Source organism: Streptomyces sp. NPDC102402 (genome assembly GCF_044765765.1).
Classification (GTDB): Bacteria; Actinomycetota; Actinomycetes; order Streptomycetales; family Streptomycetaceae; genus Streptomyces.
Genome location: NZ_JBIWKR010000014.1, coordinates 56,571 through 81,249 on the forward strand (window position 1 = coordinate 56,571; position 24,679 = coordinate 81,249).

23 protein-coding genes and 1 tRNA gene are annotated in these 24,679 nt (G+C 71.1%); 11 read left to right on the forward strand and 13 right to left on the reverse strand.

All coding sequences use genetic code 11. The annotated features are described in order from the left end of the window. Positions 1-14: 14 nt before the first annotated feature. On the reverse strand, positions 15-1,679 hold the full coding sequence (gene hutU, locus ACIRJR_RS29860) for a urocanate hydratase (protein ID WP_403786317.1): 1,665 nt from the start codon (positions 1,677-1,679) through the stop codon (positions 15-17). A 126-nt stretch (positions 1,680-1,805) separates the two neighbouring features. On the opposite strand from hutU, the gene ACIRJR_RS29865 reads away from it, so the two are divergent. The 5 genes from ACIRJR_RS29865 to ACIRJR_RS29885 all read left to right on the forward strand — a co-directional run bounded on the left by ACIRJR_RS29865 (position 1,806) and on the right by ACIRJR_RS29885 (position 5,513). Beyond that, positions 1,806-3,155: an APC family permease gene (locus ACIRJR_RS29865; RefSeq protein WP_403786319.1), complete on the forward strand. Its 1,350-nt coding sequence runs from the start codon at positions 1,806-1,808 to the stop codon at positions 3,153-3,155. A gap of 202 nt (positions 3,156-3,357) precedes the next feature. Continuing rightward, a complete protein-coding gene (locus ACIRJR_RS29870) occupies positions 3,358-3,753 on the forward strand; it encodes a hypothetical protein (protein ID WP_403786321.1) in 396 nt (131 codons plus the stop codon). Continuing rightward, a complete protein-coding gene (locus ACIRJR_RS29875) occupies positions 3,750-4,553 on the forward strand; it encodes a winged helix-turn-helix domain-containing protein (protein WP_403786323.1) in 804 nt (267 codons plus the stop codon). Before ACIRJR_RS29870 ends, ACIRJR_RS29875 begins: the two co-directional genes overlap by 4 nt. Before the next feature lie 38 nt (positions 4,554-4,591). Next, positions 4,592-5,059, forward strand: coding sequence for a roadblock/LC7 domain-containing protein (locus tag ACIRJR_RS29880; RefSeq protein WP_403786325.1), 468 nt, complete (start codon positions 4,592-4,594; stop codon positions 5,057-5,059). A gap of 79 nt (positions 5,060-5,138) precedes the next feature. Then, positions 5,139-5,513, forward strand: a complete 375-nt coding sequence (locus ACIRJR_RS29885; protein ID WP_403786327.1) for a hypothetical protein — start codon at positions 5,139-5,141, stop codon at positions 5,511-5,513. A 162-nt stretch (positions 5,514-5,675) separates the two neighbouring features. Here the strand turns inward: ACIRJR_RS29885 and ACIRJR_RS29890 are convergent, their stop codons facing one another. After that, positions 5,676-6,530, reverse strand: a complete 855-nt coding sequence (locus ACIRJR_RS29890; protein WP_403786329.1) for a MurR/RpiR family transcriptional regulator — start codon at positions 6,528-6,530, stop codon at positions 5,676-5,678. A gap of 173 nt (positions 6,531-6,703) precedes the next feature. Between ACIRJR_RS29890 and ACIRJR_RS29895 the strand changes: the two genes are divergently transcribed. Then, positions 6,704-7,285, forward strand: coding sequence for a DsbA family protein (locus tag ACIRJR_RS29895; protein WP_403786331.1), 582 nt, complete (start codon positions 6,704-6,706; stop codon positions 7,283-7,285). Positions 7,286-7,319: 34 nt separating this feature from the next. Here the strand turns inward: ACIRJR_RS29895 and ACIRJR_RS29900 are convergent, their stop codons facing one another. Next, positions 7,320-8,123: a maleylpyruvate isomerase family mycothiol-dependent enzyme gene (locus ACIRJR_RS29900; RefSeq protein ID WP_403786333.1), complete on the reverse strand. Its 804-nt coding sequence runs from the start codon at positions 8,121-8,123 to the stop codon at positions 7,320-7,322. Positions 8,124-8,253: 130 nt separating this feature from the next. Here ACIRJR_RS29900 and ACIRJR_RS29905 point away from each other — a divergent pair, with 130 nt between their 5' ends. Continuing rightward, positions 8,254-8,676 (forward strand): hypothetical protein, encoded by a 423-nt coding sequence (locus ACIRJR_RS29905; protein WP_403786335.1) that lies wholly within the window; start codon positions 8,254-8,256, stop codon positions 8,674-8,676. 303 nt (positions 8,677-8,979) lie between these two features. Here the strand turns inward: ACIRJR_RS29905 and ACIRJR_RS29910 are convergent, their stop codons facing one another. After that, entirely contained in the window at positions 8,980-10,383 is a 1,404-nt protein-coding gene (locus tag ACIRJR_RS29910) for a cystathionine beta-synthase (protein ID WP_403786337.1), read from the reverse strand. A 155-nt stretch (positions 10,384-10,538) separates the two neighbouring features. Here ACIRJR_RS29910 and ACIRJR_RS29915 point away from each other — a divergent pair, with 155 nt between their 5' ends. The 3 genes from ACIRJR_RS29915 to ACIRJR_RS29925 all read left to right on the forward strand — a co-directional run bounded on the left by ACIRJR_RS29915 (position 10,539) and on the right by ACIRJR_RS29925 (position 14,147). Further along, on the forward strand, positions 10,539-11,606 hold the full coding sequence (locus tag ACIRJR_RS29915) for an SGNH/GDSL hydrolase family protein (RefSeq protein WP_403786483.1): 1,068 nt from the start codon (positions 10,539-10,541) through the stop codon (positions 11,604-11,606). Positions 11,607-11,767: 161 nt separating this feature from the next. Further along, positions 11,768-12,988 carry an acetyl-CoA C-acetyltransferase gene (locus ACIRJR_RS29920; protein WP_403786339.1) on the forward strand — a complete coding sequence of 407 codons (1,221 nt, stop codon included), beginning with the start codon at positions 11,768-11,770 and terminating at the stop codon, positions 12,986-12,988. A 313-nt stretch (positions 12,989-13,301) separates the two neighbouring features. Beyond that, entirely contained in the window at positions 13,302-14,147 is an 846-nt protein-coding gene (locus ACIRJR_RS29925; protein ID WP_403786341.1) for a hypothetical protein, read from the forward strand. Between the two features lie 4 nt (positions 14,148-14,151). Here ACIRJR_RS29925 and ACIRJR_RS29930 read toward each other — a convergent pair whose 3' ends face one another. Next, on the reverse strand, positions 14,152-14,481 hold the full coding sequence (locus tag ACIRJR_RS29930; protein WP_403786343.1) for a hypothetical protein: 330 nt from the start codon (positions 14,479-14,481) through the stop codon (positions 14,152-14,154). 100 nt (positions 14,482-14,581) lie between these two features. Between ACIRJR_RS29930 and ACIRJR_RS29935 the strand changes: the two genes are divergently transcribed. Beyond that, positions 14,582-14,812, forward strand: coding sequence for a DUF4287 domain-containing protein (locus ACIRJR_RS29935; RefSeq protein WP_124277313.1), 231 nt, complete (start codon positions 14,582-14,584; stop codon positions 14,810-14,812). A gap of 82 nt (positions 14,813-14,894) precedes the next feature. Here ACIRJR_RS29935 and ACIRJR_RS29940 read toward each other — a convergent pair whose 3' ends face one another. The 8 genes from ACIRJR_RS29940 to ACIRJR_RS29975 all read right to left on the reverse strand — a co-directional run bounded on the left by ACIRJR_RS29940 (position 14,895) and on the right by ACIRJR_RS29975 (position 24,533). Further along, positions 14,895-15,782: a Bax inhibitor-1/YccA family protein gene (locus ACIRJR_RS29940; RefSeq protein WP_403786345.1), complete on the reverse strand. Its 888-nt coding sequence runs from the start codon at positions 15,780-15,782 to the stop codon at positions 14,895-14,897. Positions 15,783-16,247: 465 nt separating this feature from the next. Continuing rightward, a tRNA-Leu gene (locus tag ACIRJR_RS29945) sits at positions 16,248-16,331 on the reverse strand. A gap of 250 nt (positions 16,332-16,581) precedes the next feature. Further along, complete coding sequence (locus ACIRJR_RS29950; RefSeq protein ID WP_403786347.1) at positions 16,582-18,987, reverse strand: glycosyl hydrolase 2 galactose-binding domain-containing protein; 2,406 nt, start codon at positions 18,985-18,987, stop codon at positions 16,582-16,584. Then, positions 18,984-19,895: an ATP-binding cassette domain-containing protein gene (locus ACIRJR_RS29955; RefSeq protein WP_403786349.1), complete on the reverse strand. Its 912-nt coding sequence runs from the start codon at positions 19,893-19,895 to the stop codon at positions 18,984-18,986. Before ACIRJR_RS29955 ends, ACIRJR_RS29950 begins: the two co-directional genes overlap by 4 nt. Beyond that, the gene (locus ACIRJR_RS29960) at positions 19,877-20,821 is read right to left on the reverse strand and encodes an ABC transporter ATP-binding protein (RefSeq protein ID WP_403786351.1); all 945 of its coding nucleotides are present in this window, start codon (positions 20,819-20,821) and stop codon (positions 19,877-19,879) included. The genes ACIRJR_RS29955 and ACIRJR_RS29960 overlap by 19 nt, the downstream gene beginning before the upstream one ends. A gap of 4 nt (positions 20,822-20,825) precedes the next feature. Next, positions 20,826-21,719, reverse strand: a complete 894-nt coding sequence (locus ACIRJR_RS29965) for an ABC transporter permease (protein WP_403786353.1) — start codon at positions 21,717-21,719, stop codon at positions 20,826-20,828. Next, the gene (locus ACIRJR_RS29970) at positions 21,716-22,711 is read right to left on the reverse strand and encodes an ABC transporter permease (protein ID WP_403786355.1); all 996 of its coding nucleotides are present in this window, start codon (positions 22,709-22,711) and stop codon (positions 21,716-21,718) included. Before ACIRJR_RS29970 ends, ACIRJR_RS29965 begins: the two co-directional genes overlap by 4 nt. An 88-nt stretch (positions 22,712-22,799) precedes the next feature. Beyond that, the gene (locus tag ACIRJR_RS29975; protein ID WP_403786357.1) at positions 22,800-24,533 is read right to left on the reverse strand and encodes an ABC transporter substrate-binding protein; all 1,734 of its coding nucleotides are present in this window, start codon (positions 24,531-24,533) and stop codon (positions 22,800-22,802) included. Positions 24,534-24,679 lie beyond the last annotated feature (146 nt).

The window sequence follows — 24,679 nt, forward strand, 5'->3', positions numbered from 1 at the left end:
GTGGAAGGTGTCGCTCACGCGGTGTCCTCCTCCCGCATCGGGATGCGCACGCCGCGCTCGTCCGCCACCGACTCCGCGATGTCGTAGCCGGCGTCCACGTGCCGGATCACGCCCATGCCGGGGTCGTTGGTGAGGACGCGGCGGATCTTCTCGCCGGCCAGCTCCGTGCCGTCGGCGACCGAGACCTGGCCCGCGTGGAGGGAGCGGCCCATGCCGACGCCGCCGCCGTGGTGGATGGAGACCCAGGAGGCGCCCGAGGCGACGTTCACCATGGCGTTCAGCAGCGGCCAGTCGGCGATCGCGTCGGAGCCGTCGAGCATGGCCTCCGTCTCGCGGTAGGGGGAGGCCACCGAACCGCAGTCCAGGTGGTCCCGGCCGATCGCGAGCGGGGCGGCGAGGGTGCCGTTGCCGACCATGTCGTTGAACATGTCGCCGGCCTTGTCGCGCTCGCCCTGGCCGAGCCAGCAGATCCGGGCCGGCAGCCCCTGGAAGTGGACGCGCTCCCCGGCCATCCTGATCCAGCGGTGCAGCGACTCGTTCTCCGGGAAGAGTTCGAGCAGCGCCCTGTCCGTCTTGTGGATGTCCGACGCCTCGCCCGACAGGGCCGCCCACCGGAAGGGGCCCTTGCCCTCGCAGAAGAGCGGCCGGATGTAGGCGGGCACGAAGCCGGGGAAGTCGAACGCGCGGGTGTATCCCGCGAGCTGGGCCTCGCCCCGGATCGAGTTGCCGTAGTCGAAGACCTCGGCCCCCGCGTCCATGAAGCCGACCATGGCCTCGACGTGCGCGGCCATCGACTCCCGGGCGCGCAGGGTGAAGTCGGCGGGCTTCTCGGCGGCGTACGAGGCCATGTCGTCGAGGTCGACGCCGACGGGCAGGTAGGCGAGCGGGTCGTGCGCGCTGGTCTGGTCGGTGACGATGTCGACGGGAGCGCCCTCGGCGAGCATCCGGGGCAGCAGCTCCGCCGCGTTGCCGAGCAGGCCGATGGAGAGCGGGCGCCGTGCGTCGCGGGCCTCGACGGCCAGTCGGAGCGCGTGTTCCAGGGAGTCGGCCCGCACGTCCAGGAAGCGGTGCTCGATACGGCGCTCGATGGCGCGCGGGTCGACGTCGACGCAGATCGCGACGCCGTCGTTCATCGTGACGGCCAGCGGCTGGGCGCCGCCCATGCCTCCCAGTCCGGCCGTGAGCGTGATCGTCCCGGCGAGGGTCCCGCCGAACCGCTTGGCGGCGACGGCGGCGAAGGTCTCGTAGGTGCCCTGGAGGATGCCCTGGGTCCCGATGTAGATCCAGGAACCGGCGGTCATCTGCCCGTACATGGTGAGCCCGAGGGCCTCCAGCCGGCGGAACTCCTCCCAGTTGGCCCAGTCGCCCACCAGGTTGGAGTTGGCGATCAGGACGCGGGGCGCCCATTCGTGGGTCTGCATGACGCCGACCGGCCGCCCGGACTGGACGAGCATCGTCTCGTCCTGCTTGAGCGTCCGCAGCGTACGGACCATGGCGTCGAAGGAGCGCCAGTCGCGGGCGGCCTTGCCGGTGCCGCCGTAGACGACGAGCTTGTCCGGGTGTTCGGCGACCTCGGGGTCGAGGTTGTTCTGCAGCATGCGGAGGGCGGCTTCCTGCTGCCATCCCAGGGCGCTCAGTTCCGTACCGCGCGGTGCCCGTACGGGGCGGGGTCCTGACATGGGATGCCTCCTCGCGAATGTGACTCTTCCATTCACATCCTGGTGGTCTGAATACTTCTAGTCAACAGGTGCGGCCCCCTCCTCCTCGGGGCAGGCCTTCTGTCATCACACTCCCGGGGAGGCGCCGTGTCCGCATCGCAGCCGGTGAGCCAGGCCGGTGAACCCGCGCTCAAGCGGGTCATCGGCCCCAGGCTCCTCATCCTGTTCGTCATCGGCGACATCCTCGGCACCGGCATCTACGCCACCACCGGCAAGGTCGCCGGGAAGGTCGGCGGGGCCCTCTGGCTGCCGTTCCTGATCGGCTTCGCCGTCGCCCTGCTGACGGCCGCCTCGTACGTCGAACTCGTCGGCAAGTACCCGAAGGCGGCCGGTGCCGCGCTGTACACGCAGAAGGCGTTCAAGGTCCCGTTCCTGACCTTCGTCATCGCCTTCATGGTCATGTGCTCGGGCCTCTCCTCCGCCGGCGCCGCGGCCCTCGCCTTCAGCGGCGACTACCTGGGCGAATTCACCGACGCCCTGCCGCCCACACTCGTCGCGATCCTCTTCGTCCTCGCGCTCGCCGCGATCAACCTGCGGGGCGTCGCCGAATCGGTGAAGGCCAACGTCGTACTGACGCTCGTCGAGCTCAGCGGCCTCCTGGTGATCCTCTCGATCGGCGCCTACGCCGTCCTGTCCGGTGACGGCGACCCCTCCCGGCTCACCGAACTGGAGACGGGTGGCACGGGGTACGCCCTGGTCACGGGCGTACTCGGGGCGACAGCGCTCGGCTTCTTCGCCTTCGTCGGCTTCGAGGACTCGGTGAACATGGCCGAGGAGACCCACGACCCGGCCCGGACGTTCCCCCGCGCGATCTTCCTCGGGGTCGCGGTGACGGGCACCATCTACGTCCTGGTCGCCCTGGTCTCGTCCCTGCTCGTCGACTCCCGCACCCTGGAAGGGTCCAGCGGACCGCTGCTGGAGGTGGTGAAGGCGGGCGGCGTCGACTTCCCGCCCGAACTCTTCGCGCTGATCGCCCTGTTCGCGGTCACCAACTCCGCCCTGATCAACATCATGATGGCCTCGCGCCTCTGCTACGGCATGGCCAACGAACGCATCCTGCCCCGCGCGATGGGCAGTGTCCTCGCCAGGCGCCGCACACCGTGGGCCGGCATCGTCTTCGTCACCGTGCTCGCCGTCGGCCTCGTCTCCACGGGCGAGATCGAGGGCCTCGGCGACACCACATCCTTCCTCCTCCTCTGCGTCTTCGCGGTCGTCAACCTCGCCGTACTGGTGCTGCGCAAGGACCGGGTGGACCACCGGCACTTCCGGACGCCGACGGCACTGCCCGTGCTGGGGGCGGTCACCTCCCTGATCCTGGCGAGCCCGCTGGCCGACCGGGCCGCGGACGTCTACCTCCGGGCCGGGATCCTCCTGCTGATCGGAATCGGCCTCTGGGCGGTCAACAAGATGGTGATGACAGCCCGCGAGAAGGCCTGACAACGGACACCGGCGGACCGGATCCGCCGCGAGAACGACAGCCGGTCGGACATATTCCGACCGGCTGTCGCGCGCCCACCTGGGGCCTCTTACACGGCCCGCCGCATGTACCTGTGGAAAATGCCAGAACTCACACCAGCCGCGCACACGTTGCGTAGCCTCTCCATTACATCCGTACACCACGTCGGGAGGTGAGTTCGCTTTGCCCGGAATCGACGAGTGCCTGATCGAAGTCATGAGGCTGCCCGGCGCCCGTGGTGCCGCGGTGGTCGACTGGACCAGTGGTCTGGCGCTCGGCACGATCGGCGAGTCGCCCAACGGCGACCACGAGGCCACGGCCGCCGAGACGGCCGAGGTGGCGAGGATGGCCGCGGAACAACCGGTCTTCGCGCAGGCCGGCGGGCCGGCCGACCCTCCCGTCCCCGCCGTCGAGGACGTCATCGTCACCACCGCCCCCGGCTACCACATCCTCCGCTTCGTCGAGACGGCCTTCGACAGCAGCGTCTTCCTCCACCTCTGGCTGGACCGCGCGGAAGGCAATCTCGCCCTGGCCCGCATACGGCTCGGCGAGATAGCGGAGCGGCTGGTCCTGGCATGAGCCCCACCGTCACCGAGCTGCCCGGCGTACCGGAACGGGCCACCCCCTCCCCGATGCTGCAGCGGCTCGCGGCGGAGCGCGCGACCGGCGCGCTGATGCGCGACCGCGGCACCCTGTACCTCGCCGACGGCCAGGTCGTCCACGCCGAGAGCCCCGCGACCCCGGGAATCGACGTCCTGCTGACGACGGGCGGGGCCCTGCGCTCCGAGGGCTGGTGGGACGCCATCGCCGAGGCGGGGTCCGGACAGCGGGTCGGGCGCTACCTCGTGGACAGCGGCCGGGTCCCCGGCGGAGCACTGGAGCTCTGCCACCTGGGGGCGCTGTACGACGCGGCCTTCTTCGCCCTGGCCCCCACGAACACCCCCGCCCGCTTCCGCTACGGCGTCTCCCACTGGATGGGCCCGGTCCGGCCGGTGCCCGTGCACTCCGTGCAGCGCGAGACGCTCCGGCGCCGGGAACTCCTGGACCGGATCTGGCCGGACGCGCTCACCGACAGCGCCCCGCTCACCCCCTCGTCCCACCCGGTCGACGCCCCGGTGCCCCCACGCCAGCGCCGCGTCCTGGCCCTGGTGAACGGCGAGCGCACGGCCACCGACATCGCCCAGGAGCTGGGCCGCTCGGCCTTCCACATCCTGGTCGACCTACGCCGGCTCGCGGCCGCCGGACTCGTGGAGGCGGTCCGCCCCGCACCCGGGTCCGCACCGGCGTCCGGGCCCGGCCGCATCTCGCTTCCCGAGGTCACGAACGACCCCGACGTCGCCCTGTTGCGCCGGCTCAGAGACGCATTGGAGGCCCTGTGATACGCGCGCTCAGACAGCGTGCCGGGAGGAGACAGCTGATGGTGCCCGAGGCCGAAGTACAGGATGTCCTCGACGAGCTCCAGCGACTACGCGCCCGGGTCCCGCTCCTGACCGGCGCACTGGCCGCCAGCACCGACGGCCTGATCGTCGCTCAGGACACCCCGGGCGTCGAGGCCGAGGGCGTCGCCGCCCTGACGGCCGCCGCGCTCGGCGTCTCGGTCCGCATGACCGACGCCACCGGGCGCGGCGGCTTCCGCGAACTCCTGATCCGCGGGGAGAACGGCTACATCGCCACCTACGCGGCGGGCGCATCCGCCGTCCTGACCCTGCTGGCCGAGGACCGCATCAACGTCGGCCGCCTCCACCTCGAGGGCCGCCGTGCCGGCGCGCGCATCGGAGAGGTGGTCGACGCCGTCCAGGACCGCGCCGACCGTCCCGTGCCGGCTCCGCGCCCGCAGCAGTCCCGGGCCCTGCCCCGCCGCACCACCACACCGGACTCCACCTGACACCCGCTCGGCCCGGACATCACCGCACCACCAGTAACGGACCGGCCGACAGGCCGGCCAGGGAAAGGAAACGAGCACTATGGCCAACACCGAAACGGCACTGAAGGACGCGATGGCGTCGATCGAGGGGGCCACCGGTGTCGCTCTCGTCGACTACACCAGCGGCATGGCCCTGGGCACCCTGGGCGGTGGCAAGGACTTCAACCTCGACGTCGCCGCCGCCGGCAACACCGACGTCGTCCGGGCCAAGCTCCGGACCATGGAGCACCTGGGCATCAAGGACGAGATCGAGGACATCCTGATCACCCTCGGCACCCAGTACCACCTGATCCGGCTGCTCAAGACCCGCGGCAGCAACGGCCTGTTCCTCTACCTGGTGCTCGACGGGGCCCGGGCCAACCTCGCGATGGCCCGCCACCAGCTGAAGAAGATCGAGGCGGAACTGGAGGTCTGACCCGGTGGCCTCGCCCGCGGTGACGCCGCACCCCACCGGGTGCGGCGTCACCCGCCACGGGTCCGGCCGCCGGGCAGGCCCTGCACCCGCCTGACCGGTGCCGCACCCGCCGGGTCCCGGGCCGAACGCCCCGACGGCGCCCGCGAGCCGTCCCCGCCCGCCCTACTCGACGAACAGCCCCCGTGCGGCGGCCCTCGCGTCGAACGCCTCCAGCCGGGCCTGGGCCTCGGGCAGCCCGTCGCACATGGCCTCCAGCAGCACCCGCCCCAGCAGCATCGGCGCGCACGCGGTGTCGAAGGCCAGCCCGGTGCCCACGGCACCCGGAATGAGCAGGTCACTGTGGGCGGCGACCGGCGCGAACGCCGAATCGGCCACGGTCACGACGGTCAGCCCCTGCTCCCGCGCGTACGCCAGCGCGTCCACGACCTCCCGCGGATGCCGCGGCAGCGCGAAGCACATCAACGCGCTCGCCCCCGCCCTCCGGGCCGCGTCCACGCGGTCGTGCAGCATGCTGCCGCCCTCGTCGAGGACCCGTACGTCCGGGTGCACCTTGGCCGCGAAGTACCCGAACCCCCGCGCCTGCGAGGAGGCCGCCCGCAGCCCGAGCACGAGCAGCGGCCTGGATCCGGCGAGCAGCCTCCCCGCCCGCTCCACCGGTGCCGGATCGGCGAGCAGCTCGGACAGCTGCCGCAGATTCTCGATCTCCGCCTGCACCGCCTGCTGGTACTCGTTGAGCTCCTCCTCCGCGCCGCTCCCCTCACCGGCGGACCCGGCAGGCGGCGTGGTCTCCCTGAGGTGCTTGCGCAGTGCGGGGTACCCGTCGAACCCGAGGGCCACGGCGAAGCGGGTCACGGACGGCTGGCTCACCCCGGCCAGCTCGGCCAGCTCCACGCTCGACAGGAACGGCGCGTCGGCCGCCCGCCGCACCATGGAGTGCGCGATCCGCCGCTGGGTGGGGGTGAGCCGCTGCCCCTCGAAGAGCCGCTGCAACCGCGCAGCCGGGCTGCTCCCGCTCATGCTGTCCCCTCCGGAGTTCCACCGCACCGATCCGGTGCCGAGGAATCCATTCAGCCAGCAAGCGCTCTGCATGTCCATATACAGCCCGGGGGTGGGGGCGCGGCCGGAGCGCCGTGGGCGCCGTGGGCGCCGCTCGCATTGCGGGACCGCCCTCCTCTGCCGACCCTGGGATCATGATCCCAGGCAATACGAGAGGGCAGGGCGGCATCATCGTCCGCTACGGCGACACCGATGCCGCGCACGTGCTGAGCGTCTACGCCGATCTGCGCTGCCCCTACTGCAAGCGCATGGAACTCGGCCTCGGAGCCGTGATGGAGCGGGCCGCGGACGAGGGCCGGTTCGCGATCGACCACCATTTCGCCACCTTCATCGACGACGCCGCGGGCGGCAGCGGATCCATGGAGGCGCTCGCCGCGCTGGGAGCCGCGGCGGACGAGGGCCAGAAGCCGTTCATGCACTACCTGCGGGCGCTGTACGCCGATCAGCCCAGCGAGGACGTGGACGCCTTCTCCGACCGGGCGACCCTGCTGCGGCTGGCCGGCGAGGTCCAGGAGCTGCACACCGACGCCTTCCGCCAGAAGGTCATGGAGCGCACCTACCTGCCCTGGGCGGCGCAGGTGTCGGCGGCCTTCCAGGCGAGCGGTGTCCGGTCGACCCCGACGGTCCTGTTCGACGGGACACCCCTGTCCGTGCTGAGCGGGGAGGGGTACGCGGTCACTCCCGAGGCCTTCCTCGCGGAGGCGGCCCCCCGATGACTCCCCACCATGGGCCGGATCCCCGCGGTCCGCGTCAGAACACGACGCGGGCCGCCCCCAGGGCCGCACGGGCCCCGGGTTCGCCGTCCAGCTCCAGACGTCCCTTCACCGGCCGCCCCGAGAGATGCCGGGCGAAGTCGAGGGCGTCGGCCCGCAGGGTGGCGGCCGGGGTCCCGATGCCCAGCAGGTAGTGACCTCCGGCGGGGCCCCGGAGGTCGACCTCCACGGCGGGGCCCGTCCAGGCGAGGGCCAGGTCCAGCACGACCTGCGCCACGATCTCCCGGTCGTGCCCGTCGAGGACGGGCTCGGCCCCCACGGCGTCGCCGAGGTCCACCCGGTGCATCCAGGTGTCACGGGCGATGAGGACGTTGCCGAGGTAGTCCACCGAGTCGTCGGGCAGGGCCCTGGCCTCCGGGTAGAGCAGACTCGCCCGCACCCTGCGCCGCACCACGACGGGCACACGGCGCAGCGCGATGAGGCCCTGGGGCGCGAAGTGGGCGAGGGCGCCGATCAGCTCCCGTCCCGGGACGGCTTTCCGGTCCTCGATCTGGGCCTCGTTGTGCCCGTCCAGCGGACCGAGGTGCGGATGGGTCCGCGCGGCACGCCGGATCCGGCGCACGGCGATCCAGGGGCGCGGGAGTTCCTCGTACTGGCCGACGGTGTGCGCCAGCATGTCCCGGACCGTCCAGCCGGTGCAGGAGGTCGGGCGCCGCCAGTCCTCGTCCGCGAGCTCCCGGAACGTCGCGAGGGTGGCCCTCAGCTCGGCCTCGTTGACCAGGCGGGCCCGTGTGCCGGAGGTGCGGGGAACGGCACGGGCGGACGTCATCGTGGTGGCCATGGGCGCGCCTCCCTCGTCCTGTCCGTCCACGCTACGCCGACGGGTCACGGCCCGCTCTGTGGGGCGGGGCGCCGAAACAGGGGGGCTAGCCCCACTGACCCGGGCGGCCCTGGTTCGTACCGTGAGGCGCATGGAAGCCCGTGACCCTGAGCTCAGGCGAGAGCTCGACGCCACCCTGCAGGCCCGGAGCGAGCTGGGGCCGGAGTACGAGTCCGCGCTGATCGACTCGTTCCTGGAGAAGGTCGAGCAGCGGTTCGGCGGCCCGCACGACCAGCAGATGACGCGGCGGCAGCTCGCCGAGCGGCAGACGGCCGCCGCCCGGGGCGGTACGCGGCCCCCCAGCGCGTTCGGGAGCTTCGCGGAGCGGTTCGGGCTCGGGGTCGTCTCGCTGGTGCTGGCCGTCCCGCTGTCCGCGATCGGCGTCGCCAACGCCGGGATCAAGGGGCTCGTCGTGGCCTGGCTGGGGATCTTCGGCGTGAACGCCGTGCATGCCGCCCGCACGTGGCCGTGGGCCCGGGGCAAGCCGCGGAGGACATCCGAGTGGGAGGTCTGAGCAGGGCGGCGCGGCCGACGGGAGCCCGGCGCCGCGCACGGATAGTCGCGGGGACCGCCGCACCCCCGTTACCGGGGGGCGGGACGACGGCGGTCCCCGCGAGGGACGCGGTCCCGGGTCAGGGCCGGGTGTCGCGTCCAGGCGACGGTGGAGGTCCGGGAGCCGCTCCGTAGTCCGTGTCGCCGTAGGTGGGCCGGCGGGTTTCCCTGCCGACACCCATTACTGTGCCGGAGCCGTGTTAAGCCGGTGCTGCGCGGACGTGTCGCGCTCGTACCGTTTTCGCGAACCCCGGAAACCCGCCCGCTACGCCTTGGGTGCGGCGTCCTTCGCGAGGAAGGCCAGCAGGTCCTGCCTGCTCACGACCCCTGTCGGCTTGCCCTCGACGAGGACGATCGCCGCGTCGGCTCCGTCGCCGCCGCTGAGCACGGCCATCAGGTCCTCGACCGGCTCCCCCGAGCCGACCTGCGGCAGCGGGGCGGACATGTGCTTCTCCAGCGGGTCGGACAGGGTGGCCCGCTGGGTGAACAGCGCGTCCAGGAGCTCACGCTCCACGACGGAGCCGATGACCTCGGCGGCCATCACGTCCGGGTGTCCCGCGCCCGGCTTCACGATCGGCATCTGCGAGACGCCGTACTCCCGGAGCACGTCGATGGCATCGCCGACCGTCTCCTCGGGGTGCATGTGCACGAGGGAGGGAAGCGGGCCCTCCTTGAAGTCGAGCACCGCGCCGACCCTGGCCGAGGGGCCGGTGTCCTCCAGGAAGCCGTAGTCGGCCATCCACTCGTCGTTGAAGATCTTGCTCATGTAGCCGCGGCCGCTGTCCGGCAGCAGGACCACCACCACGTCCTCGGGACCGAGGCGCTTGGCCACCTCCAGGGCCGCGACGACCGCCATGCCGCAGGAGCCGCCGACGAGCAGGCCCTCCTCCTTGGCGAGGCGGCGGGTCATCTGGAAGGAGTCCTTGTCCGAGACCGCGACGATCTCGTCCGTGACCGTGCGGTCGTAGGCGCTCGGCCAGAAGTCCTCGCCGACCCCCTCCACGAGGTAGGGACGCCCGGATCCTCCGGAGTAGACGGAGCCCTCCGGGTCCGCGCCGACGACCTGTACCCGGTTCTCGCTGATCTCCTTGAGATAGCGGCCCGTGCCGGTGATCGTGCCGCCGGTGCCGACGCCCGCGACGAAGTGGGTGATCCGCCCCTCCGTCTGCTCCCACAGCTCGGGGCCCGTCGTCTCGTAGTGCGAGCGCGGGTTGTTGGGGTTGGAGTACTGGTCGGGCTTCCAGGCCCCCGGCGTCTCACGGACGAGGCGGTCCGAGACGTTGTAGTAGGAGTCCGGATGCTCGGGGTCGACCGCGGTCGGGCAGACGACGACTTCCGCGCCGTACGCGCGCAGCACGTTGATCTTGTCCGTGGACACCTTGTCCGGGCAGACGAAGACGCACTTGTAGCCCTTCTGCTGGGCGACGATGGCCAGGCCGACGCCCGTGTTTCCACTGGTCGGCTCGACGATCGTGCCGCCGGGCTTCAGCTCACCGCTCGCCTCGGCCGCCTCGATCATGCGCAGCGCGATGCGGTCCTTCACCGACCCGCCGGGGTTGAAGTACTCGACCTTCGCCAGGACCGTCGCCTGAATGCCTGCCGACACATTGCGCAGCCTGACGAGCGGGGTGTTGCCGACAAGACTGATCATCGAATCGTGGAATTGCACCGTGTACTCCGGGATCTCCGTGATGGTCCGCCAAGAGTATGCGTACGGGCAGGAGATTGGACGAAGCGATTGAGTTACGCCCTCCACGGGGCAGGTAGTGCTTTGTACGCCTGTACGGCACGGAGGAGGTGGACCGGACTGTGTCGAGAGCGAGGGTGGCGCGGCGGATCGCGGCGGGTGCGGCCTACGGCGGCGGCAGCGTCGGGCTGATCGGTGCGGCGACGGTGGGCCTGGTGCTGGCCGAGGTGCAGTTGGCGAAGCGGGCCGTGGGCGGGGGCAAGGCCCCGGTCCCGCCGAGTGCGGACGGACGGTACGGGGTGGCGTTCGCGGGGCCCGCCGACCCGTTGCGCTTCGTCCTGCTGGGCGACTCCACGGCCGCGGGCCAAGGCGTGCGCAGGGCGGGGCAGACCCCTGGAGCGCTCCTGGCGTCCGGGCTGGCCGCGGTGGCCGAGAGGCCCGTCGACTTCCGTAACGTGGCCCTGCCGGGCGCCAGGTCGGACGACCTGGAGCGACAGGTGTCCCTCGTGCTGGCGGATCCGTCGGGGGTGCCGGACGTCTGCGTGATCATGATCGGCGCGAACGACGTGACCCACCGGATGCCCGCGACGCAGTCGGTGCGCTGCCTGAGCACGGCCGTACGGAGGCTCCGCACGGCCGGCGCGGAGGTCGCCGTGGGCACCTGCCCCGATCTGGGCACGATCGAGCCGGTCTACCAGCCGTTGCGCTGGCTGGCCCGCCGGGTGAGCCGGCAACTGGCGGCCGCCCAGACGATCGGCGCGGTGGAACAGGGCGGCCGGACGGTCTCGCTGGGCGACCTGCTCGGGCCGGAGTTCGAGGCGAACCCGCGGGAGCTGTTCGGCCCCGACAACTACCACCCCTCGGCCGAGGGGTACGCGACGGCCGCGATGGCGATGCTGCCGACCCTGTGCGCCACCCTCGGCCTGTGGCCGGAGTCGGACCACCTGGACGGCTCGCGGCGCGAGGGCATGCTGCCGGTCGCGAAGGCGGCCTCCCGCGCGGCCCGGGAGGCCGGCACCGAGGTGACCGGGGCGCGGGCGCCCTGGGCCCTGCTCAAGCACCGCAGGCGCCGGCGCCTGCCCGCCCACACGGAGCCGGTGCGGCACGAGGACACGGGCACGGACACGAGCACGGACGGCGGACCGAGGCCCGGGCGCCGGCCCGGGCACGGCCCCGGGTCGGGGGCGACGTGGCGGCGGGCCTGAGCGCTGCGTCCCGCCACGAGGGGAACAATGCGGGCGACTGAGCGGTTGCTTAGAAAAGAGGTCCGCATCACATCCCCTGTCGGGTGACCTCAGCTATACGGCCGGGTAACTTCCAAGACAGCCCAGCCTTTCCTGCCTTCCAGCCCTCATGGAGCCGCGTGATGCCCGAAGCCGTGATCGTCTCTGCTGCCCGTTCGCCGATCGGCCGGGCCTTCAAGGGGTCCCTCAAGGACCTGCGCGCCGACGACCTGACCGCGACCATCATCCAGACCGCGCTGGCCAAGGTCCCGGAGCTGGACCCGAGGGACATCGACGACCTGATGCTCGGCTGCGGCCTCCCCGGCGGCGAGCAGGGCAACAACCTGGGCCGCATCATCGCCGTGCAGATGGGGATGGACCACCTCCCCGGCTGTACGGTCACCCGCTACTGCTCGTCCTCGCTCCAGACCAGCCGCATGGCGCTGCACGCCATCAAGGCCGGCGAGGGCGACGTCTTCATCTCCGCGGGCACCGAGATGGTCTCCCGCTTCGCGAAGGGCAACTCCGACAGCCTGCCGGACACCCGCAACCCGTTCTTCGCCGAGGCCGAGGCCCGCACGGCCGCCCGCGCCGAGCAGGAGGGCACGAGCTGGACCGACCCGCGCGAGGAGGGCCTCGTCCCGGACGCGTACATCGCGATGGGGCAGACCGCCGAGAACCTGGCCCGGATCAAGGGCGTCACCCGCCAGGACATGGACGAGTTCGGCGTCCGCTCGCAGAACCTCGCCGAGGAAGCCATCAAGAACGGCTTCTGGGAGCGCGAGATCACCCCCGTGACCACGCCGGACGGCACGGTCGTCTCGAAGGACGACGGCCCCCGCGCGGGCGTCACCCTGGAGGGCGTGCAGGGTCTGAAGCCGGTGTTCCGCCCCGACGGGATGGTCACCGCGGCCAACTGCTGCCCGCTCAACGACGGCGCGGCCGCGCTCGTGATCATGTCCGACACGAAGGCGCGCGAGCTGGGGCTGACCCCGCTGGCCCGCATCGTCTCGACCGGCGTCTCCGGCCTGTCCCCCGAGATCATGGGCTACGGACCGGTCGAGGCCAGCAAGCAGGCGCTCAGCCGCGCCGGGCTGACCATCGACGACATCGACCTGGCCGAGATCAACGAGGCGTTCGCCGCCCAGGTCATCCCCTCCTACCGGGACCTCGGCCTGCCGCTGGACAAGGTCAACGTCAACGGCGGCGCGATCGCCGTCGGCCATCCCTTCGGCATGACCGGCGCGCGCATCACCGGCACGCTGATCAACAGCCTCCAGTTCCACGACAAGCAGTTCGGCCTGGAGACGATGTGCGTGGGCGGCGGCCAGGGCATGGCCATGGTCATCGAGCGGCTGAGCTGAGGCGAAGCTCAGCGCGACCACGAGAGGTGAGCGGCTGAGCTGAGCCGCAGCGCCCCGCACACCGGGCCCCGGGCGGGCCGGCCCTCCCGCGTCGGGGCCGTCCTGAATCGAGCCGAGCCCCGATCGTGACCGAATCTCCCCCAGGATGTGATCTGCGTCCCGGGGGAGAGTCGTTTCTGCAGGTCACACCAGCCACAGGGCTAAACATCGGGCACAAAGACCTGTCCAATTCGTGACGTAATGCACTGACAGCAGGCACCAGTACAGGACAAGCTGATGTAGGAAGTCGGGGGTGTCGATTGAAACCGGGAGTATGTCAGTGAGCGCCATGCCGTTTGCCCTGTTGCTGACCACCGCCGCTGCCACGGCTGTCGGCGCCGCCGCTCTGCACGCTGCTCACGGGCTGCGCAAGCAGGTCACGGCCCTGCGCACGGAGCTGGCGGAGGGACGGGGGCTCCACGCGTCCGTGCCCGAGCAGCAGAACCGCAGCACCAGTACGCCCGTCGAGGAGATACGCGCGGCCGTCGCCGACGCCCTCGCCGAGGAGCGGGAGCGCGAGCTCGCCGAGGCCCGTGCCTTCTGGGCGGCCCAGGAGGCGCGCGACGCGGCCGACGCCCCGTCCCTGCTGGGCGGGCTCGGTGACGACGCACCGTTCTTCATGCCCCGGCAGAGCGATTTCGCGGGCCTGGAGGCGATGGACCTCGAAGCGGCCGACGCCCTGGACGAGCTGACCGAGCTGGTGGGACTCACCGACCTGCCCGAGGTCGCCGAGTTCCCCGAGGACTCCCCCGAGCTGGCGGCGGCCCGTCGCCGCCACCCGTCGCACCCGGATTTCGTCCCGGTGCAGACACCGGTCGTCACCGACCATGAGCGTACCGTGAACCGGCTGGAGCGGCTCGCCGATACCGCTACGGAACTGACGGACGTGCGCCCCGGCCCCCTGGGGACGCTCGACGTCTACGTCTTCGCCGACGGCACGACGCTCTGCATGACGCCCGGTCACCGGGAGACCGCCGAGCGGCTGGCCGACTCGCTGCGCTCCGGTGAACAGCCCGTGCTGCTCGGTGGTTCCGGGGTCTCCGGCGCCTACGCGCTGACGTTCTCCTGCGGCAAGGAGAACGTCTACATCCTCGCCGACCGCGTCATCGCCTCGTTCTAGCCGGCTAGCGCGGCCCGGGCCCGAACGCCCGCGCCGCCGCGGCCTCGACACTCCGCACGGCCTCGTCCAGCTCCTGGGACGAGGCCGTTTCCAGTGCCGCGGCCAGGTCCCGCCCGGCGACCGCGAGCTGGTCACCGACCGCGAATATCCCGGCGTCCGGCATGATCCTCGGCTCCAGGCCGGGCTCCTCGGCGCGCTGGGCCCGGACGGACAGCTCCCTGGCCGCCGCCAGGGCCTCCGCGGCCACGCCCTGCTGGAGCCGGCTCTGCGGGGCGCTCCGCAGCCGGTCGGCGAATCGGTCCACGGCGGTGATCAAGGGCGACGTATCGAGCACGCCGTGACCCTACGCGCCCCCACCGGATGGTTGCCAACGGGCCGTTGCTCGGGCACGGTGTCCGGAAGGACCAGCAACGCGTACTGCGTCGGAGGCGCCGATGTCTCAAGTCTTCTCCGAAGAAACCCATCGCAACCTGCTCTCCCGGATCCCTCACTGCACCGGTCGCGACATCGCCGACTGGCTCCGCACCGTCGACGAAGGCCCCTCTCTCTTCCGCTTCGAGGAGAAGGTCAGCTGGCTGCGGAGCGAACACGACCTCACCTACGGCCACGCCAAGGCGATCATCCACGAGTACGACCTGAGACGGGCCGCGCGCAAGCTCCTCTGAGGCACGCGCTCCCCCGCGACGCCGGACGGCCCGCAGGCGAGGTGCCTGCGGGCCGTCCGGCGTCGTCGTCGCGACTACGGGGTCAGTCGTCCCCGTTGAGGATGGAGAGCAGACGCAGCATCTCCAGGTAGATCCACACCAGGGTCAGGGTGAGGCCGAAGGCCGCCAGCCAGGACTCCTCGCGCGGTGCGCCGTAGTTGACGCCGTCCTCGACCTGCTTGAAGTCCAGGGCCAGGAAGCACGCACCGAGGATGATGCCGACGACTCCGAAGAGGATGCCGAGTCCGCCGCTGCGGAAGCCGAGGCCGTCCCCGCCGCCGAACACGCTGAACAGCAGGTTGACCATCATCAGGAGCACGAAGCCCATGGCCGCGGCCATCACGAAGCCGTAGAAACGGCGGGTGACGCGGATCCAGCGCATCTTGTACGCGATGAGGACACCGGCGAAGACACACATGGTGCCCATCACCGCCTGCATCACCGTGCCGGGGCTGATGTAGGTGCTGACCGTGCTCGAGATCACTCCGAGGAAGACACCCTCGAAGGCCGCGTAGGCAAGGATCAGCGCCGGCGACGCCTTGCGCTTGAAGGACTGGATGATCGCGAAGACGAAGGCCACCAGGGCCGCGCCGATGGCGATGCCGTAGGACTTGCCGAGGTTGGCCTCGTCGACGGGGAGCAGGGCCCAGGAGAGCGCGGCGGTGAGCACCACGGTGCCCAGCGTCATGGCCGTACGGGTGACGACGTCGTCGATCGTCATCGCGTCGGAGCGCGCCGGCGCCTGCGGGGCGCCGTACTGGGTGTCCTGCTGGGCGTAGGGGTTCGTGGCGTACGGGTTGGCGGCGGTGCCCTGTGCGTACGGGTTGGTACCCGCTGCGGGGGCCCCGGCCTGCGGCGCCGCGCTGAAGCCCGCGGAGCCGTTGTCGCGGCTGAACCCCCGTCGCGAGAAGACCGGGTTGCTGCTCCTCATTTCACTCCTCCATGGCCACCGTGCGCGGCCTTGCGTCAAGAGTAATGGGTAGGCAAAACAATGACCCTACTGCCCGAGGAGGATCTTTGCGAGAAGTCTCATCCGCAGGTCATCCCGGATCCGCGCATGTCCTGCGGAGATCCGGGCACGGGGACGAGGCGGGCGGATGTGACCGGCGGCAGGCGCCTCGCACCGGGCTCAGGCCATGACGTGCTCGTCACCGGTCGCGCTCACCCCGCGATCCGGGACCGCCGTGCGCCCGCACGTATTCAGCCACGGCCGGATCTCCGTCAGGTGGCGGCCCGGTCGGCGGGGCACTCATGAGGCGTCATCACGGAACGTAGTCAGACAAACGGCGCACTCGCCTCGGTCCGCCGGCCGATGCGGCTCACGGTCCTCGCGGCCGCCCGGTGTCGCTGGGGGCAGTCACGCGCACACGCAGGGTCCTGGCGCCCGAGCGGTGAGTGCCCGGAGCCGGACTCGAACCGGCACGCCCCCGAGGAGGCAGCGAGGTTTAAGCTCGCCGTGTCTGCATTCCACCACCCGGGCGTGGGCGCGCGGCTCCGCGTTTGGCAAAGACCCTATCCGGGGGCATCCCTCGAACAGCGGAACATCCACTCGATGTTGTCTTATTTTATTGATCGTGTGAGGGTCCGTCAGACGCGCCGTACCGCATCAGTACACGCCCGGACCGGCCGATGGGGACGAACCCCGGCAAACGGGAATGACGGAAAGTCGCCGCACCCGTACGGCCCATGCGCCATGGGCCGCGCCACCGTTCGCCAGGGGCTCCGCCACCTCACCCGTCGACGGCGTCGTTGACGCACCGGAGGACCGGCCGCGCGCCCAGCGCCCCGGGGTCCTTCAGCACCGCGCCCGTAACGTGGAACACCGCCCTCTCGCCGGGCAGCAGGGTGACGAGCATGTCGTCCACCTCGGCCGCCGGATCCAGCCGGTCGGGGAAGAGCGCGAGGTCCCGCAGCAGCGTCCGCGCGGTGACCGTGACCCGGTACCCGATGCCCGATTCGTCACCCTGGGTGACCACGGCGTCGTAGCGCGCCGGTGGCAGGGCGACACGGGTGTCCTCCTCGTAGAACTCGACCGTGCGCAGATCGCCCAGTTCGGCCACGAGCACCTCGCGGGCTCCGTCCTCCGGTTCGGCGACCGAGGGCGGCAGGACGACCCGGGTGACACCCCGGGCCGCCGTGCCGACCACGGACGTCTCCTCGGCCAGGACCGCGCCGTCCAGGGAGCGCCGGGTCAGCCGGAGTGTGCCCTCCCAGAGCCGGGCCGAGTCGTTGACCAGGTGCAGGGCGCCGTCCCGTACGGCCATGAGCCGGTCCGCGTACGCCGCGCGCAGCGCGTACCAGAGCGGCTTGCGGCGGCCGTCGCCGTCCACCGCGGCCCAGGACACGACCGGCCAGCAGTCGTTGAGCTGCCACACGATCGAGCCCATGCAGTACGGGGTGTGCGAACGGAAGTGCCGGATCCCGAAGGCGACCGCGCGGGCCTGGTTCAGCTGGGTGAGCCAGTGCCAGTCGTCGAAGCCGGACGGCTGCGGGAGATGGTCGCCCAGGCCGCGCAGCAGCTTGGCGTCGCCGTCCTCCGCCTTCTGGTGGTGGGCGAGCAGCGGGGCGTCCGTGCTCAGCGGGCCGCTCACCGCGCGGCGCAGGGTGGCGTACGCGGGCGGGCCCTGGAAGCCGAACTCGGCGACGAAGCGGTGGGCGGTGTCGGCGTAGTGGCGGTAGTCGACCCGGTTCCAGACGTCCCAGAGGTGGACCGTGCCGCGCGCGGGGTCCTGCGGGGGCAGCTCCGGCGAGCCGGAGTAGGGAGAGCCCGGCCAGTACGGACGGGTGGGGTCGGTCTCGGCGCAGAGGGCGGGCAGCAGCTCGTGGTAGTAGCCGTGGCCCCAGGTGCGGCCCTCCAGCTTCTCCTGCCAGCCCCAGTCGGCGTGGCCCTCCAGGTTCTCGTTGTTCCCGCACCACAGGACCAGTGAGGGGTGCGGGGCCAGCCGGACGAGGTTCTCGCGGACCTCCGCCTCGACCTCGTCGTACAGGGGCTGCTCCTCCGGGTAGGCGGCGCAGGCGAACGGAAAGTCCTGCCAGACCAGCAGGCCCTTCTCGTCGCACAGTTCGTAGAAGTCGTCGCTCTCGTAGAGGCCGCCGCCCCAGACCCGGATCAGGTTGACGCCGGCGGCGATCGCCTGGTCGAGGCGGTCGGAGATCCTCTGCCGGGACACACGGGCGGGGAAGCAGTCGTCGGGGATCCAGTTCACCCCGCGGACGAAGACGGGCTCGTCGTCGACGGCGATGCGGAACGCCTCGCGCTCCAGGTCCACGCTCCGGAAGCCGGTCCTGCCGTTCCACACGTCGTCGCCGACGCGGACGGTGACGTCGTACAGGGGCTGTTCGCCGTGGCTGTGCGGCCACCAGCGCGCGGCCCCGGGGACGGCGAGGGTCACCGCGGCACGGTCCTCCCCGTCCGGGACGGTGAGCACGGCCCGCTCGCCGGCCACCTCCACCGATGCCTCCAGGGGGCCGTCGGCCGCCCGGTCGACGTCGAGGGTGACCGCCAGGCGCGGCACCCCGTCCCCGTCGAGGTCGGCGAGGACTTTCGCCCGGGCGATGCGCGGCCCGGTCCAGGACTCCAGGGCCACCGGCCGCCAGATGCCGGAGGTGACCAGGGTGGGGCCCCAGTCCCAGCCGAAGTTGCAGGCCATCTTGCGGATGAAGGCGTACGGCTCGGTGTAGGCGCCCGGCCGGTCGCCGAGCTTGTCGCGCAGCGCCTCCGCGTAGGTGTACGGGGCGGTGAAGCGTACGGCGAGGGTGTTGGGGCCCTCGCGGAGCAGCGGCCGGACGGGGAAGCGGTAGCCGCGGTGCTGGTTGGCGGTGGAGCCCACCTCGGTGCCGTTGAGCAGGACCGTGGCGACGGTGTCGAGGCCGTCGAAGCACAGGTCGGTGAACGCGTGCCCGTCGTCGGACCAGTCGAACGTGGTGCGGTACGTCCAGTCGGTGCGGCCGATCCAGCCGAGCCGCGTCTCGTTGTCGTCCAGGTAGGGGTCGTCGATCAGCCCGGCGGCGAGCAGATCGGTGTGCACGCAGCCGGGGACGGCCGCCGGGACGCCGCCGGCCGGGATCTCCACCGGGACGGTGTCGTCGGCGGTGAGCGTCCAGCCGTCGTGCAGGGGCAGGTGGCGAGAGGTCACGCGGAGGTCCTTCCGCAGTCGGGGAGCCCGGCGCAGGCGACGAAGTGGTCCGGCTCGGCCTCGTGCAGGCCGGTGTCCCCTGCGCCGCCCTGGTGGTAGGCGCAGGCCTCCACCGGCTCGGCGGGCGTCCAGGGCTGGTCGAGCCGGGGTACCGCGGCCAGAAGCGTGCGGGTGTAGGGGTGGAGGGGGTTGCCGAAGACCTTCTGTGTGTCGCCGCGTTCGACGACACGGCCGTTGCGCAGCACGACCGTCTTCTCGGCGAGGTAGGTGCCGAGCGCGAGGTCGTGGGTGATGTAGAGGACGCCGAGGCCGCGTTCCTTGAGGCCGGCGAGGAGGTTGAGCACATCGATGCGGGTGGACGCGTCGAGCATGCTGGTGATCTCGTCGGCGACCAGGAACCGCAGGTCCAGGAGGAGCGCGCGGGCGATGAGCAGGCGCTGCAGCTGGCCGCCGCTGAGCTGGTGCGGGTAGCGGCCGAGGACCTGTCCGGGGTCCAGGCGTACATCGCGTACGGCCTTCTCCACGCGGTCGGCCCACTCCTTGTCCGAGACGCCCGGGTGGTAGGCGTGGCGCACGAGGGCGAAGACCCGGTCGGCCTTGAAGACCGGGTTGTAGCAGCTGAAGGGGTCCTGGAACACGCCCTGGACCCGGCGGTAGAAGTCCTTGCCCGGCCGGACCTGTTCGCCGTCCAGGGTGAGGCTGCCCGCACTGACCCGGGTGAGGCCCAGGACCATGCGGCCGATGGTGGACTTGCCGCTGCCGCTCTCCCCGATGAGCGAGACCAGTTCGCCGGGCGCCGCCTCGAAGGACACCCGGTCCACGGCGGTGACCGAACCGCCGCCGAAGGAGCCGGCCCGGAAGGTCTTGGTGACACGGTCGAGCGTCAGCATCAGGCCGCCTTCCAGCATGCGACGGAGTGACGGGGGGCGATCTCGACGACCGGCGGCTCCTCGGCGCACCGGCTGTCGGCGATCGGGCAGCGGTCGCGGAAGCGGCAGCCGGCCGGAGGATTCAGCAGGGAGGGCGGGGAGCCCTCGATGCCGCTGAGCGGCTTGTCCTTGTACCGGGCGCCCACCTGGGGCAGCGAGCCGATCAGCATCCTCGTGTACGGGTGGCGGGGCTGCGTCGTCAGCACCTTCGTGGGCGCCTTCTCGGCGAGCTTGCCCGCGTACATCACCATGATCGAGTCGGCGATGTGCGAGGTCAGCCCGAGGTCGTGGGTCACGAAGATCATGCTGGTGACGAGGCCCTTGTCCCGGAGTCCGGTGAGGGCGCCCACGACGGCCTGCTGGTTGGAGACGTCCAGCGCCGAGGTGACCTCGTCGGCGATGAGGACGGACGGGTCGAGCAGCGTGGAGATCACCATGACGGCGCGCTGCTTCATGCCACCGGACAGCTCGATCGGATAGCGGTCCAGGACCCCGGGTTCCAGGCCGACCAGGGCGAGGCGGCGGTGCAGTTCGCCGGTGTCCACCGTGACGCCGCGCGAGGCGAGGAGCTCGCGGATCATGCGGCCGATGCGGCGGGTCGGGTTGAGCGCGCTCATCGAGTACTGGGGGACGAGCGAGATCCTGTGGAAGCGGTAGGCGTTCATGGCGCGGTCGTCGGAGAGCGGCAGCTCGTCGCCGTCCAGCGTGACGGTGCCCCCCACGTGCCGCATCCGGCCGTCGAGCCGGATGAGGGACTTGCCGAGGGTGGTCTTGCCGCAGCCGGACTCGCCGGCCAGGCCCAGGATCTCGCCGTCCGCCAGGTCGAAGCCGACGCCGTCCAGGGCCCGGACCTCGCCACGCAGCGTGCGGTAGTGGACCCGCAGATCGTCGACGGTCAGGGTCATGTGCTCAGGACTCCCTCAGCTTCGGGTTGAAGACCTCGTCGAGGCCCACGTTGGCGACGTAGAGCGCGCCGACGATCGCGGTGATCCCGGCGCCCGGCGGGACGAACCACCACCACATGCCGAGTTGGAGCGCGCTCCACTGCTGGGCGCTCTGCAGCATCAGGCCGAGCGAGACGCCTTCGGTCGGGCCGAGCCCGATGAAGTCCAGCGAGGAGGCGATGAGGATGGACCCGCCGAAGAGCAGGATGAACATCATGAAGAGGTACGAGCTCATGTTGGGCGCGATCTCGCGGAAGACGATCCGCCAGGTGCCGCTCCCGCTGAGCCGGGCCAGGTCCACGAATTCCCTGGTGCGCAGCGAGAAGGTCTGCGCCCGGATCGCGCGGGCCGCCCAGGGCCACGAGGTCAGGCCGATGAACAGGCCCTGCACGGCGACGCTGCGCACCCCCATGTAGGCGTTGATGATCAGCAGGACGGCGAGGGCGGGGATCACCAGGACGACGTTGGTGAGCATGTTGAGGATCTCGTCGGTGACTCCGCCCCGGTAGCCGGCGAGGAAGCCGACGACCATGGCGATGACGGCGGCGATGGCCCCGCCGACGACGCCCACCAGGAAGGTGGCGCGCAGCCCGTGCACGAACTGCGCGTACACGTCCTGGCCGAAGGTGGTGGTGCCCATCCAGTACGTGCCGTCGGGTGCCGACGCCTGCGGCCCCACGTACTCGTTGGGGTTGCCGTTGTCGAGCAGCACGGGGCCGATGACGCCGACGGCGAGCAGCACGGCGACCACGCCCACGCCGATGATCAGCTTGGGGTTGCGGACCGCGTAGTGCAGCGACTCGCGGCGGGCCGCGGGAGCGGCGGGTGCCTCGGGTGCCGGGTCGGGCAGTGTGCTCATGACGTGCCTCCTGCCATGCCCGTACGGGTGCGGGGGTCGACGACGACGTACACGATGTCGATGAGGAAGTTGGCGATCAGGACGCCGATGACGATGAACAGGAACGCGCCCTGGAGCAGGAAGAAGTCCTGGTTCTGGATGGCGGCCAGGATCAGCGAGCCGAGCCCCGGGTAGGCGAAGACGATCTCGGTGACGAGCGCTCCGGCGACCAGCACGCCCAGCTGGAGTGCGAGGCCGGTGACCTGGGGCAGGACGGCGTTGCGGAAGGCGTAGCGGCGGATCAGCCGCTGGGGTGCGCCGAGGGCGGCCAGGTAGGAGGAGTAGTCGGACTCCAGCTCGTAGATGATCATGTTGCGCATACCGATGGCCCAGCCGCCCAGCGCGACGAGGAACAGCGAGAGGAACGGCAGCACCCAGTGGTGCAGCGCGTCCAGCGCGAAGTCGGCGCTCGGACCGGGCTGGATGTCCAGGCTGTACCCCCCGGACAGGGGGAACCACCCCGCCTTGGCTCCCAGCGCCCACGCGAGGATCACCGCGATCCACATGTACGGCATGGCCGTCAGCAGGTAGCCCGCCGGCAGCACGGTGTTGTCGAGGACCTTGCGGCGGGCGGACAGTGCCCCGATCCAGTTGCCCACGAACCAGCTGAGCAGGACGGCGGGGATCATCAGGCCGAGCGTGTACGGGAGCGCGTCGAGCAGGACGTCGCCGACCGGCGTGGGGAAGACGAGGATGGAGATCCCGAAGTCGCCCTGGAGCAGCGCACCCCAGAAGTGCAGGTACTGCTGCCACAGGGGCTCGTCGAAGCCGAACAGGTTGTTGTAGTACGTGCGCATCGCCTCGGCGGCCTCGGGCTGCGAGACCCGGGCGCGGGCGACCATCGCGGAGACCGGGTCGCCGGGCATGAAGCGCGGGATCATCCAGTTGACGGTGACGGCGACGACGAACGTCAGCGCGTAGATCAGAAGTTTGCGGGCGAAGTAGCGGCGCAAGGGTGCTCCCCTGGTGGAGAGCCCCGCCGTGCGCGGGCGGTCAGGTGCGCGCGCACGGCGGAGCGGTCATGGAGTCAGAACTGCCGCGTCACTTGGCGGGCTTGAGCTGCGTGAGCGTCTCGAAGCCGCCCATCTCCAGCCAGTTGCGCCACAGGGCCGGTGCCGTCTTGGGAGCTCCCTCGGCGTCCGACGGCCAGTTCGTCCAGGAACCGGTGGTGGACTGCGACCAGAGGCCGTTGTACCAGAGCGGGATGATGGGCATCTCGGTCAGCTGGATGTCCTGGATCTTCGACACGGCGGCCTTCATGCCCGCGGCGTCGTCGGTCTTGACCCCTCCGAGCTCCTGCACCAGCTTCCAGGCCTCCTCGTTCTCGTAGCGCCCGAAGTTCACGGTGTTCTGCTGCTTCTGGACCGGCATCTGGAAGATGTAGTCGTAGTAGGTCCAGGGGGTGTTCGACAGCTGGCGCTCGTTGTTGATGACGAGGTCGAAGTCGCCCTTGCCGCGCTGCTCGTTGAGGGCGTTCTGGTCGGGGAACTCGGTGCTGACCCTGATGCCCGCGTCCTTGGCCCCGGCGGCGATGACCTTGGCCGCCTCCATCCAGTCGGTCCAGCCGGAGGGCACGGCCAGCTTCAGGCTGAGGGCGGAGCCGTCCTTGTTCTCGACGAAGCCGTCGCCGTCCTCGTCCTCGTAGCCGGCGTCCGCGAGCGTCTTCCTCGCCGCGGCGGCGTCGTGCGTGAAGCCCTTCTCGGCGATGAGGGCCTTGTCCTCGTACTGCTCCCACTGCGGGAGCAGACCGGTCGGGGAGGCCGGCTTGACCAGGTCGCCGTAGACACCCTTGACGATCTTCCCGGTGTCCACGGACGCGGCGAGCGCCCTGCGGAAGGCGGCGTCGTCCATCGGCTTCCTGGTGGTGTTGGGCACCAGCCAGGCGGTGTTGGCCGAGAGCATGTAGGGGGCCTTGTCGTAGTACGACACGACCTTCTTGCTCTTGACCAGCGAGGAGGCGCCGGGCAGGAAGTTGTTGCTGAGGTCCAGCTGGCCCTGGCCCAGCTGCCCGATGACCACCTCGTTGCTCGGGTTGGAGACGTCGACGATGTAGCGCGGGGCGGGCGTCATGCTGAGCGCCTTCGTGCCCCACCAGTCGTCGCGCCGCTCCCACACGACCCGGTCCTGGGACTTGCTCTTCAGCTTGTAGGCGCCGGTGCCGACGGGCTTGTCGTTGACACCGTTGAGGACGTCCTCGTCGGTGCGCGAGCTCCAGACGTGCTCGGGGACGATCGGCTGGCCGTAGAGGGTGTAGTCCCACTCCTGGTAGCGGGCCTCCTTGAAGGTGAAGCGGACGGTGCTGTCGTCCACCGCCTTCGCGTCGGAGAGCCAGCTCCACAGCGAGTGGAAGGAGGCGGCCTCGATCTTGCCGAGACCGTAGGAGTACGCCACGTCCTTCGCGGTCAGCGGCTTGCCGTCGGCCCAGGTGATGCCGGAGCGCAGCCGCACCTCGTAGGTCTTGTCGTCGGTCCAGCTGCCCGACTCCGCGAGCCAGGGCGTCAGCTCGCCCTCGTTCGGGTCGAAGTGGAACAGCGTCTCGTAGACCAGCCCCTTGGTGCCGGTCGCGTGGTCCCAGTTGCGCAGCGGGTTGTAGTTGGCCGGAGGCCCCCACTGGGTTCCGGTCGTGTAGAGCGTCTCGTCGCGCGGCAGCGAGCCGCCCTTGCCGACCGGGCCACCGGTGCCGCCCGCCCCCGAGCCGCCTCCCGTGCACGCGGTCGCGGCGAGCGTGAACACGGCGAGTGCGGTGGTGACCCGCAGCCGGGTACGCGTACCCATAGCCCCTCCTCTTCCCCCGCGCCGTCCCTGCCGAGCGGAGTCACTGAACCGGGTAAGTGCCGTGAAGGTATGGGCGCGCCGAAGCGATGTCAATGGAAAGGGAGCGCTCCCATTCGAGTTTTCGCGGGCACTTCCGAAGAGGTCTG